This is a genomic window from Phycicoccus sp. Soil748 (genome assembly GCF_001428025.1).
GTDB lineage: Bacteria > Actinomycetota > Actinomycetes > Actinomycetales > Dermatophilaceae > Pedococcus.
In genome coordinates this window covers 16032-28246 of sequence record NZ_LMSC01000008.1, presented here as the reverse complement: position 1 = coordinate 28246, position 12215 = coordinate 16032, and the positions used below count along the sequence as shown (strand labels likewise).

General features: G+C 73.0%; 11 protein-coding genes. 6 read left to right on the top strand and 5 right to left on the bottom strand.

The window, feature by feature from the left end; translation table 11 throughout:
• Positions 1-2 precede the first annotated feature (2 nt).
• Positions 3-1364 (bottom strand): replicative DNA helicase, encoded by a 1362-nt coding sequence (gene dnaB, locus ASG70_RS12625; protein ID WP_056884446.1) that lies wholly within the window; start codon positions 1362-1364, stop codon positions 3-5.
• A gap of 410 nt (positions 1365-1774) precedes the next feature.
• Here dnaB and ASG70_RS12620 point away from each other — a divergent pair, with 410 nt between their 5' ends.
• A complete protein-coding gene (locus tag ASG70_RS12620; protein ID WP_056884226.1) occupies positions 1775-2047 on the top strand; it encodes a DUF2277 domain-containing protein in 273 nt (90 codons plus the stop codon).
• Between the two features lie 177 nt (positions 2048-2224).
• Here ASG70_RS12620 and ASG70_RS12615 read toward each other — a convergent pair whose 3' ends face one another.
• Positions 2225-2590 carry a hypothetical protein gene (locus tag ASG70_RS12615; protein ID WP_056884225.1) on the bottom strand — a complete coding sequence of 122 codons (366 nt, stop codon included), beginning with the start codon at positions 2588-2590 and terminating at the stop codon, positions 2225-2227.
• A gap of 80 nt (positions 2591-2670) precedes the next feature.
• Between ASG70_RS12615 and ASG70_RS12610 the strand changes: the two genes are divergently transcribed.
• Positions 2671-3360, top strand: a complete 690-nt coding sequence (locus tag ASG70_RS12610; protein WP_056884224.1) for a DNA alkylation repair protein — start codon at positions 2671-2673, stop codon at positions 3358-3360.
• Between the two features lie 47 nt (positions 3361-3407).
• Here the strand turns inward: ASG70_RS12610 and ASG70_RS12605 are convergent, their stop codons facing one another.
• Positions 3408-4208 (bottom strand): PIG-L family deacetylase, encoded by an 801-nt coding sequence (locus ASG70_RS12605; RefSeq protein WP_056884223.1) that lies wholly within the window; start codon positions 4206-4208, stop codon positions 3408-3410.
• Between the two features lie 115 nt (positions 4209-4323).
• On the opposite strand from ASG70_RS12605, the gene ASG70_RS12600 reads away from it, so the two are divergent.
• From ASG70_RS12600 to ASG70_RS12590, 3 genes are read left to right on the top strand one after another with little or no spacing between them, the layout of a single operon-like run.
• Entirely contained in the window at positions 4324-6927 is a 2604-nt protein-coding gene (locus ASG70_RS12600) for a beta-glucosidase (RefSeq protein ID WP_056884222.1), read from the top strand.
• An 11-nt stretch (positions 6928-6938) separates the two neighbouring features.
• Positions 6939-7619: a TetR/AcrR family transcriptional regulator gene (locus tag ASG70_RS12595; RefSeq protein ID WP_162253914.1), complete on the top strand. Its 681-nt coding sequence runs from the start codon at positions 6939-6941 to the stop codon at positions 7617-7619.
• A gap of 25 nt (positions 7620-7644) precedes the next feature.
• Entirely contained in the window at positions 7645-8997 is a 1353-nt protein-coding gene (locus ASG70_RS12590) for an MATE family efflux transporter (RefSeq protein WP_056884221.1), read from the top strand.
• 84 nt (positions 8998-9081) lie between these two features.
• Here ASG70_RS12590 and ASG70_RS12585 read toward each other — a convergent pair whose 3' ends face one another.
• Positions 9082-10605: a gamma-glutamyltransferase gene (locus ASG70_RS12585; protein WP_056884220.1), complete on the bottom strand. Its 1524-nt coding sequence runs from the start codon at positions 10603-10605 to the stop codon at positions 9082-9084.
• A 93-nt stretch (positions 10606-10698) separates the two neighbouring features.
• Here ASG70_RS12585 and ASG70_RS12580 point away from each other — a divergent pair, with 93 nt between their 5' ends.
• On the top strand, positions 10699-11427 hold the full coding sequence (locus tag ASG70_RS12580; protein ID WP_056884219.1) for a sulfite exporter TauE/SafE family protein: 729 nt from the start codon (positions 10699-10701) through the stop codon (positions 11425-11427).
• A gap of 150 nt (positions 11428-11577) precedes the next feature.
• On the opposite strand, the gene ASG70_RS12575 is transcribed toward ASG70_RS12580, so the two are convergent.
• Positions 11578-12180: a hypothetical protein gene (locus ASG70_RS12575; RefSeq protein ID WP_056884218.1), complete on the bottom strand. Its 603-nt coding sequence runs from the start codon at positions 12178-12180 to the stop codon at positions 11578-11580.
• Positions 12181-12215 lie beyond the last annotated feature (35 nt).

Here is a 12215-nt window from a genome sequence, read left to right as displayed (position 1 = left end):
GGTCAGAAGTTCTGGGCCATGTTGGCGAACCGGGCGTAGTGACCCTGGAACGCCAGCACCATGTCCTTGGTGGGGCCGTTGCGGTGCTTGGCGACGATGACGTCGACCTCACCCTCGCGGCCCTCGAGCTTGGGCTCGCGGTGGAGCAGGATGACCATGTCGGCGTCCTGCTCGATGGAGCCGGACTCGCGCAGGTCGGACATCGCCGGGCGCTTGTCAGCGCGCTGCTCCGAGCCACGGTTCAGCTGGCTGATCGCGATGACCGGGACCTCGAGCTCCTTGGCCAGCAGCTTGAGGGCACGGGAGAACTCCGAGACCTCCTGCTGGCGCGACTCGACCTTCTTGCCCGAGCTCATGAGCTGGAGGTAGTCGATGACGACGAGCTTGAGGTTGTGCTGCTGCTTGAGGCGCCGGCACTTGGCGCGGATCTCCATCAGCGACATGTTCGGGGAGTCGTCGATGAACAGCGGCGAGTCCGAGATCTGGCCCATGATGCGCGCCAGCTTCTTCCAGCCGGCGTCGCCGATGGTGCCCTTGCGCAGGTCCTGCAGCTGGATCTGCGCCTCGGCCGACAGGCAGCGCATGGTGATCTCGCTGCGACTCATCTCGAGGGAGAAGATGGCCGTGGCCTGCTTGTGCTTGATCGCCGCGGCGCGGGCGATGTCGAGGCCCATGGTCGACTTGCCGACGGCGGGACGCGCGGCCAGGACGATCATCTGACCGGGGTGCAGGCCGTGGGTCAGCTCGTCGAGCTCGATGAACCCGGTGGGCACACCGAGCATCTCGTTGGCGTCGCGGCCGGCAGCGACCTCGATCTCGTTGAGGGTGTCCTCGAGGACGTCACCAAGGGCGACGTAGTCCTCTCCACCGCGCTTGTCGGCGACGGCGTACACCTCGGCCTGGGCGGCGTTGACGATGTCCTCGACGTCGCCGTTGCCCTGCTGGTAGCCGAGCTGGACGATGCGGGTGCCGGCCTCCACCAGGCGGCGCAGGACGGCGCGCTCGGAGACGATCTCGGCGTAGTAGCCGGCGTTGGCCGCGGTGGGGACGGCCTGGATCAGGGTGTGCAGGTAGGCCTGGCCACCCACGCGCTGGAGGTCACCGCGCTTGGACAGCTCGTCGGACACGGTGATCGCGTCGGCGGGCTCACCGCGGCCGTAGAGGTCGAGGATCGCGTCGTAGATCAGCTCGTGCGCCGGGCGGTAGAAGTCGGTGCCACGCAGGCCCTCGACGCAGTCGGCGATGGCGTCCTTGGACAGCAGCATGCCGCCGAGCACGGACTGCTCCGCGTGGACGTCCTGGGGAGGCACCCGGTCCTCACCGGGCGGGCCGTCGCCTCCAGAACTGAACGCGCTGGTGCTCAGCTCCGCAAGAGACACTCTGCCAACTCCCTGCAACCGCGATCGAGGACGAACAACGCCGATGTGATTCGAGTACACCACCACCCGCCGACAACGGTGGGGACCCGGTCGGTCACCGCGCGGACNGACCGGCTCGCGGAGGCGACCCGCCACACCGTAGGGGCGCTGCTCCCTCCCGCTCAAACGGCCCCTGTGGAGAGCGTGTGGACAACGTGTGCGCAACGCCCGGGCCACTTGTGCACAGTCGGGGGATAACCCTGTGGACGCGCGGCGACCAGCAGCAAACGCACCTCGCTGACCTGCACGGATGTCGTCCACCGGGTGTGGACCCGAAATAGTTCGGGCGTGTCCGTCCGACGAGCGCGCCTGTGAACCCCTGCGCTCTGTCGGTGGTGCGCCGTAGCCTTTCCAACATGTGCCGAAACATCCGCCAGCTGCACAACTTCGAGCCTGCGGCCACGACCGAGGAGGTGCGGGCGGCAGCGCTCCAGTACGTCCGCAAGGTCAGCGGCAGCACGAAGCCGAGCCAGGCCAACCAGGAGGCGTTCGACGAGGCCGTCGCCGAGATCGCCCACGCGACGCAGCACCTGCTCGACCACCTCACCACCAGCGCCCCTCCCAAGGACCGCGAGGTGGAGGCGGAGAAGGCACGCGAGCGCGCCCGCACCCGGTACGGCGCCGCCTGACCGAAATCCCTTTGAGGCCGGCCACAACCGGCCAGCAGGATGTCCTGATGGACGAGCACGCAGTACGGCGACGTCTTTGGTGGTGGCAGTCATGGGAGGTCCGTCGGTCGGCGGGTTCACAGGGTCAGACCGAGATCGGTCGTGGAACCCATCGCGACGGGCGCGGGGTCGCCCCGGTCAGGGGTTGGCGGCCTGCCGAGCAGCGTCGGCGCACTGCGTGACGGCGCCGGGGATGACGTCGTCGACCTTCTTCTTCTGCGCGTCGAGCACCGCGCCGAGCATCTTGCACAGGTCCCGGACGTCGGCCCCGGACACCGTCCCCGAGCCGTCCGTGCCGTTCCGGAGCTGGTTCACGACCTGGTTGGCGATCTCGTCCGTCTGGGGATAGCTCGAGGTGTCGCGGTTGGCGCCGCACGACACGAAGAGGGTGAGCACCAGCACGACGTTGACCCAGGTCGGCAGCGTGACGGGGCGGCGCGTGCCGCCGACGGTCACCGGGACGGGCTTGGGCTCGGGCGGCCCGGCGGGCGGCGGTACGGACACGTGGTTCCCCCTCGTGGTCGGCGACCGCGGCTGACCGCGGCGTGGCGACATTCTGACGCCCGTTCGGCCATGCTGGCTCCGTGACACACCCCGTCGTCCGCGCGATCCGGCACGCGGTCGAGGGCGCCGGGGACCCTCAGCGCGCAGTGGCGCAGCAGGCCTACATGAAGTCGGCGATGCCGTACCGCGGCATCACCTCACCCGAGCTGCGAGCCCTGCTGCGCCCCCTTCTCGCCGACCCACGGCTGCGCCCCACCGACCGGGGCGACTGGGAGGCCGCGGTGCGCGAGCTCTGGGACGGCGCCACCCACCGCGAGGAGCGGTACGCCGCGATCGCCCTGACCGGCCACCGCACCTACCGGCCGTGGCAGGACGCCGAGACCCTCCCGCTCTACCGCCACCTCGTCGCCACGGGCGCCTGGTGGGACCTCGTCGACGAGGTGGCCAGCCGCCGGGTCGGCCCGATCCTGCTCGCCGACCCGGTCCACGTGGCACCGGTCGTGCGAGCGTGGGCCACCGACCACGACCTGTGGCTGCGCCGGACCGCCGTCCTGAGCCAGCTGACGTTCCGCGAGCGCACCGACACCGAGCTGCTGCGCGCGTGCATCGAGCCCAACCTCACCGACACCAGCTTCTGGCTGCGCAAGGCCATCGGATGGGCCCTGCGCCAGTACGCACGCACGGACCCGGAGTGGGTGCGGGCGACGGTGCAGGAGTACGGCGACCGGCTCTCCCCGCTCAGCCGTCGCGAGGCCCTGAAGCACCTCTGAGCCGGTGCAGGGCGGCCGCCGGCACCGGGCGCGCGCCACGGACTCGTTCAGGCGCCGAAGGGCCAGCCCTCCTGCATACCGGGCTCGCGGCCGGGCTCGATGTAGTGCTCGAACCCGAAGAAGGCCGTGAAGAACTCCTCGGGCATCCCGAGCATGCCCTCGATGTCGGTGGCCTGGCTGCGGTGGGCCTCGAGCGCTGCCCGGCGCTGGGCGAGGTAGCCGGTGACGTCGACCCGCCAGTGGATCTCGTCCTCCGGCGTGCCGAGCGGGTTGCCGTCGTCCATGGGGCGGTCAGGGTCGAAGCTGGTCTCCTGCTGACCGGCCGCCACGGCCTGCTCGTACCAGCGCCGCACCTGGTCGCGGTTCATCGTCGACTCCAGCAGGCGCGGGCGCCGGCCGGCGAGCTCGGCGGCCCGGTGCACGACGGCGTGGACGCGCACGTGGTCGGGGTGGCCGTAGCCGCCGTGCCAGTCGTAGCCCACCAGCACGTCGGCGTCCTCCTCGTCGAGCACCGCGGCCAGCCGGCCGGCAGCCTCGTCGAGGTCGGCGGAGTGGAAGGCGCCCGCGTGGGAGTTCTGCTCCCAGCCGGTCATGCCCGAGTCGCGGTAGCCCAGCCAGGCCACCCGTTGCACACCGAGCACCTCGGCCGACGCCTGCGCCTCGCGGCGGCGCCAGTCGGTGAGGGTCTCACCCTCCGGCAGGCCGGCAGCCGGGAGCTCGCCGTGCTCGCCGCCGGTCGCGAAGACCGTGACCACCCGGCTCCCCTCTGCGGCGGCGCGCGCCATGGCACCCGCGGTCTGGGAGGCCTCGTCGTCGGGGTGGGCGTGCAGGAACACGATCGTCGTCACGCGCCCATCCTGCCCCTCACCACGGACACCGGCGGCGGGACCCTCGACAACCCGCGCCGGGGATGTAATAGTTACTCGACTCTATTAATGCCCTCGTCCCGGAAGAGCACCCGACATGACCACCACGTCCATCCCCGCCCCGGGACGCAGCCACGCCGAGCTCCTCGACCTCGTGGGCCGTCTCGACCTCGCCACCAAGGTGCGCCTGCTCACCGGCGCCACGTCGTTCACCCTCCACGGTGAGGAGTCGATCGGGCTCGAGCCGATGGCCTTCTCCGACGGTCCGACCGGCGTGCGCGGCCTGAAGTTCACCGGCGGCGACCACGTCGCGCTCTTCCCCAGCGCCACGGTCCTCGCCAGCGCGTGGAGCGAGGAGACCGCGCACGAGGTCGGCGAGATGCTCGCGGAGGAGGCTGAGCGCCAGCAGATCCACGTCGTCCTCGGCCCGACCATCAACCTGCACCGCACCCCCCTCGGCGGCCGTCTGTTCGAGGCGTACTCCGAGGACCCGCTGCTCACCGGCAGGCTCGCGGCTGCCTACGTGCGGGGTATGCAGGGCCGCGGCATCGGCGCGTGCCTCAAGCACCTGGTGGCCAACGAGTCCGAGACGCTGCGCAACTACATGAACTCCGTCGTGAGCGAGACGGCCCTGCGCGAGGTCTACCTGCTGCCCTTCGAGATCGCGGTCCAGGACGCCGACGCCTGGTCGATCATGGCCGCCTACAACGACATCAACGGGTTCGCCGCGACCGAGCAGGACCACGTCAACAACCAGGTGGTGAAGGGCGAGTGGGGCTGGGGCGGGCTGCTCATGTCCGACTGGTTCGCGACCAAGACCTCCGCGCCGGCCGCACTCGGCGGCCTCGACCTGGTGATGCCGGGCCCCGACGGTCCGTGGGGCGAGGCCCTGGTCGCCGACGTCGAGTCCGGCGCGGTCGAGGAGTCCGTCGTCGACGAGCACGTCGTCCGGCTGCTGCGCCTGGCCGAGCGGGTGGGCGCCCTGGGCAGCGACGAGCAGCGGCGCACCTGGCCCTCGGACTCCCTCGCCCCCGACGCCCCGGCCCGGCGCGAGCAGCTGCGGCGGCTCGCGACCGACGGCATGGTCGTCCTGCGCAACGACGGTGGCGTCCTTCCCCTGGCCGGCCACACCGGCGAGGCCGACAACACCGTCAGCGCCGCCGCCACGGTCGCGCTGATCGGCCGGCACGGCGTCGACACCATCTGCATGGGCGGCGGCTCTGCCACCGTCAACCCGCCCTACCAGGTGTCCATCGCCGACGGCCTGCGCGAGGCGCTCGGCGAGCGGCTCACCGTCGTCGACGGGGTCGAGGTCCGCGAGCGCCCGGTCGCCGCCGACCCCGCGTGGCTGCGGGACCCCGAGACCGGGGAGACCGGTGTGCGGGTGCTCCACCACGACGCCGACGGCGGCCTGCTCGGGGAGGCGCACAGTGACGGCACCAGCGTCAGCGTCGGCTGGGACGACGACTTCCCGCGCCCGGCGGCCAGGGTCACCATCGCGGCCCGCGTCACCGAGGCGGGCCGGGCGCAGCTGGGCGCCGTGGGCGTCGGCGCCTGGACCATCGCGGTCGACGGTGAGCAGGTCGCGGCCAGCACCCTCGTGGCCGAGGGCTACGACCCCGGCGAGGCGATGCTCAAGCCTCCTGGGTTCACCGAGGACGTCGAGCTCGCCGAGGGCGCGCTCGTCGAGGCGACCGTGACCCTCGTCCGCTCCGAGCCGCGGCCCGCGCCCAACGGCGAGGTCAACCAGCTCTCGCACCTCATCGCGTCCGGCATGGGGGTGAAGTCCCTCGTCGCGCGCCCCGTACCGGCCTCGGCCGACGACACCATCGCCGCGGCGGTCGAGGCGGCCCGGACCGCCGACGTCGCGGTCGTGGCGGTCGGCCTCACCGAGGAGCAGGAGACCGAGGCGACCGACAAGTCGACCTTGGCGCTGACCGGCGAGCAGGACGCGATGGTCTCGGCCGTGGCGTCCGCGGCGAAGCGCACCGTGGTCGTCGTCAACGCGTCCACCCCCGTGCTCATGCCGTGGTTCGACCAGGTCGACGCCGTGCTCGTCGTCGGCCTGCCCGGGCAGGAAGGCGGCCACGCGGTGGCCGACGCCCTGCTCGGGGTGCGCGAGCCCGCCGGCCGCCTGGTCACCTCGTGGCCGGCCGCCGACGGAGCCGCCCCCGCCTGGGACGTGGTGCCCGACGGGCTCACCCTGGAGTACGGCGACGGGACCTTCGTGGGATACCGCGGGTACGCCGCCGGGCACGCCCCCGCCCCGGCCCACTGGCTCGGCGCCGGCGACGGGTACGGCGCGTGGACCTACCAGTCGGCCCGCCTGGTCGACGGCGGGTCCGGTGCCGCTGGCTCGGGTGACGGCGCGTCGGCGGCTGGCTCCGCAGCGGTTGGCTCCGCTGCGCCCTCCGTCGAGGTCACTGTGGCCAACGGCTCCGAGCACGACAGCCGTGAGGTCGTGCAGGTCTACCTGCGCCCGGACGAGGACGACCAGCCGGTCCGGCTCGTCGGCTTCGCAGGGGTACGGGTCCCCGCCGGCGGCGAGGGCACCGTCACCATCGCGACCGACGCCCGGCTGTGGCGTCACTGGGACGAGGAGGCGAACGCCTGGGGTGAGCCGCTGACCGGCGGCACCCTGCTCGTCGCCCGCGGACTCGGCGACGTGCGCGCCGAGCTGCCGCTGACGCCGTCGCGGTGACCTCCGGCGACGTGACCTCTGGCGATGGGGCCACCGGCGATGTGAGGTCCGACGCGGCGAAGGCGTCCGAGGGCGGCCCGCGGCGCGGGCGCGGGCGGCCCCCGGGCTCGGCGAGCCGGCTGACGCGCGAGCGCATCGTCGAGGCGGCAGCGGAGCTCTTCGCCGAGCGAGGGTTCCACGCGACCGCCATGACGAGCATCGCCGAGGCCGCGGGGCTGAGCCAGACCGGCCTGCTGCACCACTTCCCCGCCAAGGAGGAGCTTCTCGCCGCAGTCCTCGAGCACCGAGACCTGCGCGACCTGCAGACGCTGGCCGCCGGGCGGGACCACCCGCCCCGGGGCTGGGAGGTGTGGGACGACATGGTCACCCTCGTCGGCCTCAACAGCGAGCGCGAGGGACTGGTGCGGCTGTTCACCAGCCTGGCCGGTGAGGCCGTCGAGCCGGGGCACCCCGGCCACGAGTGGCTGCGGGCCCACCACCGGTCGGCCGTCACGTCGCTGGCCGAAGCCCTGCGTGAGGCGGCCCGCGACGGCTCGGCCGACCAGGCCGTGCCCGCCGACCAGCTCGCCCGCCAGGCCGTCGCCCTCATGGACGGCCTGCAGGTGCAGTGGCTGATGGACCCCTTGGCCGTCGACATGGCCGACGACTTCGCCACCTGGGTCGGCACCGTCCGCGACCGCTGGGGCCGCTGAACCACCCCGCCGGTACCGTGGCGCGGTGCGCAGCGCCGGAGGGGCAGGGTCCACCCAGGGCCGGGAGGTCCTGCGGCTCGCCGTCCCCGCGTTCCTCGCCCTCGTGGCCGAGCCCCTCTTCCTGCTCGCCGACTCCGCGATCATCGGCCACCTCGGCACCGCCCAGCTCGCCGGCCTCGGCGTGGCCAGCGCCACCCTCATCACCGCCGCGAACATCTTCGTCTTCCTCGCCTACGGCACCACCTCCATCGTCGCCCGCCAGGTCGGGGCCGGCAGCGAGCGCGGTGCCCTGGGCGCAGGAGTCGACGGCACGTGGCTGGCCATCGGCCTCGGCGCCGTGACTGCCGTGGCGGTCGGGCTCTCGGCCGAGCCGCTGTGCCGCCTCTTCGGCGCGTCCGAGGCAGCGCTCGGGTACGCCGCGACCTACCTGCGCATCTCCGCCCTCGGCATCCCCGCGATGCTCGTGGCCCTCGCGGCCACCGGGGTGCTCCGGGGGCTGCAGGACACCCGGACGCCCCTGGTCGCGTCCGTCCTTGGTTTCACGTCGAACATCGTCCTCAACCTCGTCCTCGTCTACGGGCTCGGCTGGGGCATCGCCGGGTCCGCGTGGGGGACCGTCATCGCCCAGACCGGTATGGCGACCGGGCTCGTCGTCGTCCTCGTCCGGCACGCCCGCCGGGCCGGTGCGACCCTGCACCCGCACCCCGGCCGGGTGCTCCGCGCGGCACTCACCGGCATACCCCTGCTCGTGCGCACGCTCGCCCTGCGGGCGGTCCTGCTGCTCACCACGTGGGTCGCGGCCGGGCTCGGCGACGTGCCGCTCGCGGCCTACCAGGTGTCCGCGACGGTGTGGAGCTTCCTCGCGTTCGCGCTCGACGCGCTGGCCATCGCAGCCCAGGCGCTCACGGGTCGGGCGCTCGGCGCCGGCGACGTGGCGGGCGCCCGGTCGGCCACCGCGCTCATGGTGCGCTGGGGGCTGTGGGGCGGGGCGGCGTTGGGGGTGCTGGTCCTCGCGGTGCACCGGGTGCTGCCACTGGCGTTCACCGAGGACCCGGCGGTGCGGTCGGCCCTCGCGGCGGCGCTGGTGGTCGTCGCCCTGGGCCAGCCGCTCTCGGGATATGTGTTCGTCGTCGACGGCGTGCTCATCGGCGCCGGCGACGGGCGCTGGCTGGCGAAGGCCATGGCGGCGACGTTCGTCCTCTACGCCCCGCTCGCCATCGCCGTGCACGTCGCGGGCGACCGGCTGCTGGCCCACGGTGCACCCTGGGCCGTCGCCGTGCTGTGGGCCGTGTTCACCGTGTTCATGGCGATCCGTGGGCTGTTCTTCCACCGGCGGGTGCGCGGCGACGGCTGGGCGGTGACGGGCGCAGCCCGCTGACGCCTGGTGCGAGGTGTTCCGCTGCCGGGATCCGGGCCTCGAACACCTCGAACCAGCTGCCCGACGCGAACGACGCGGTGGCGGTCAGCCGATGCGGGTGGCGGCCTCGCGGCGGGGGTCGCCCGCGGCGAGCAGGGTGCCGTCCGGCTCGCGCGCGGCGACCCCGACCCCGCCGAAGTACATCGACAGCGGCCCGTGGCTGTAGGACGGCAGGCCGCTGTCGGCCACCGCGGCGAGGATGCCCGGGTCGTCCTCGTGGTCGACGCGGGTGGTGCCGTCGTCGAGGATCCGCACGTGCACGCGCGGCGCGTCCACCGCGTCCTGCAGCGACGCACCCTCGAGGCAGTGCCGCCCGAGGACCTGCATGAGTGCCGTGGTGATCCGGTCGGCGCCGGGGCTGCCGATCGCGAGCGCACCACCCCCGTCGGACCGCGCGACCGACGGCGCCATGTTGGAGGCCAGGCGCGTGCCGGGCGCGAGGGCGTGCAGGCCGAGGCGGTTGAGCTCGGGCTCGCCGAGGCAGTTGTTGAGCATCATGCCGGTGCCGGGGACCGTGGCCCCCGAGCCGTACCCGCTCGATGCCGTGATGGTGCAGACCGTGCCGTCGCTGTCGACCGCCGCGACGTTCGCCGTCGACGACGAGGTCGGCAGACCCGCCAGCCCGTGCCGCTCGACCAGCTCGAGCAGGGCGTAGCCGTCCTCCTCGAGGTCGGTCGACAGGTCGTGCACGCCGTGGCGGTAGGACAGCACGTGCCGCTGCACCTCGATGATGCGCGCCCAGCTCCAGCCCGAGCCGCCGAGCTCACGCAGCATCACGGCCAGCATCGGGCCGCCCACCGATGGCGGGGCGTTGGTGGCGACGTCCCACTGGCCGAGGCGCAGCCGCAGCGGGGCCCGCACGACAGCGCGGTATGCCGCGAGGTCCGCGGCCGTGACGAGCCCACCGCGCTCGGCGCTGTCCGCGGCGATGCGCGCGGCCAGGTCGCCCGTGTAGAGCGAGCGGGCGCCCTCCTCGACGACCTGCTCGAGGGTGCGGGCCAGGTCGGGATTGGTCGTGAGCTCGCCCGCCGCCAGGGGCGACCCGTCTGCGTGCTTGACCAGCGGGGCGGTGTTCGGGTCCCACGCGAAGACGCTGTCACCGGTGATGGCGAGGTAGCTCGCCGCCGCGGCCCCGAGCGTGAACCCGTCGTCGGCCGCCGCGATGCTCGGGGCGAGGACCTCGCGCCACGGCGCGCTGCCGTGCCGGTCGTGGGCCACCCCGAGCGCGGCGAAGGCCCCCGGCGTCGCCACCGAGCCGTGCCCCGCGTACAGGGTGACCCCGCCCCCGTACGTCGTGGTGATCTCGCGGAGCCCGGTGCCGAAACGTTCCACGGGCAGCCCTCGCCCGGGCATCTCGACGTTGCCGTCGATGACCTCGGGGTCGCCGCCGGCCGGCCACACGGTGACGAACGCGCCCCCGAGCATGGAGACGATGCCCGGCTCGGTCGTCATCGACGCGACGATGGCGGCGATCGCCGCGTCGACCGCGTTGCCCCCGGCACTGGCGGCGTGCAACCCCGCTTCCGCCGAGACCGGTCCCGTCCCCACGACCGCGACCCGCCTGACCATGCGCCCGATTGTGCCTCGCCTGCAGCGTCGGTGCGCGTTGTGGTCACGTGGACGCGCCCGGCACGGCCGCACCGCCGCGGATAGGGTCCGAGCGTGATCGAGGCGCTGCTGCTGGTGGTCGCCGCCCTGGTGATCGGCTACTCCAAGACCTCCATCGGCGGGCTGTCGAGCATCTCCATCGCCATCTTCGCCAACCTCATGCCGGCCAGGGAGTCGACCGCCGCGATCCTGCTGCTGCTCATCACCGGCGACCTGGTCGCGGTGTGGCACTACCGCCAGCATGCCGACTGGTCGCTGCTGCGCCGCCTCGTGCCCAGCGTCCTGCCCGGCCTCGCGCTGGGGGCGGCGTTCCTCGCCGTGGTCGACGACACGGTGCTGCGCCGCTCGATCGGGGCGCTGCTGCTCTTGACGGCGGCGCTGCAGCTCGTGCTTCAGTGGCGCTCGCCCGACACCTCCGTGGTCGCCCGCTCACGGCCGGCGGCGCTCGGCACCGGACTGGCGGCGGGTTTCACGACCATGACGGCGAACGCCGCCGGGGCCGTCATGACGCTCTACCTCGTGGCGCGGGGCGTCGAGAAACGGCGGTTCCTCGGCACCGGGGCGCTGTTCTTCTTCGGGGTCAACCTGTGCAAGGTCCCGTTCAGCGCCGGGCTCGGACTGTTCACCGCGGGCACCTTCCAGCGGACCGTCCTGCTCGTGCCGTTCGTCCTGCTCGGGACCTGGGCGGGGCTGCACACGGCGCGACGGCTGAGCCAGGCCAGGTTCGACCAGGCCGTGCTCGCCGCCACCGTCGTCTCCGCGGTGGCCCTCGTCGCCCGCTGACCTCGGTGCCGGGTGGACACCCGCCGTACGAGCGCACCCGTCGCCCCTACGCAGGTCGCCACGGCGGCGCACCGGCACTGTGCCCACCGAAGTGCGCTCTGCCCACGAAGTGTCGTGGGCAGAGCGCATCTTTGTGAGCAGGGTCAGCCGTCAGCCAGTGATGTCGCCGATGCTGGCCCGGTCCGACTCGTGCCAGGTGCCGTGCGAGCCACCGTCGTAGACGAAGTCGAACGACCGCACGTGGAGGGCCTGCACCTGGTCCTGGAAGAAGAGGTAGACCGGGCTGCGGTGCAGGGCGCAGAAACCCGTCTGGTCGCAGCCGACGTCGAAGTCGCCGACGTCACCCGACACCGGGACTCGCGGCACGAACTTGCCGGTGAAGACCGCCCAGTCGAACCCGTGGACCGTGCCGTGGACCTCCGCGCTGATCGTGCCAGTCAGGTTGGGGCTGACGCCGGCGAAGCTCGTGAAGGTGCCGTCGAGGTCGCGCCGGATGCAGAAGTGGCTCGTGCCGACCTGCCACACCTGGATCCGGACGACGACATCGGTCAGCGCCCAGACGTGACCGTCGAGACCCACGTCCCCGAGGTGGTGCAGTGTCTCAGTCACGTCGGCAACCCTCGACTTGCTGTCGGGGGCACACACCGGCGACGTGTCCGCCGCCACCGACGCAGCAGGGGCCAGCACCAGTCCGACGACGGTGAGCAGCAAGACACCCACCCCGGCCGCCAGGCGTCGAAGCAGCAGCGACATCTCCGCACCTCGCCTTCACCCGCACCACGTTCGGC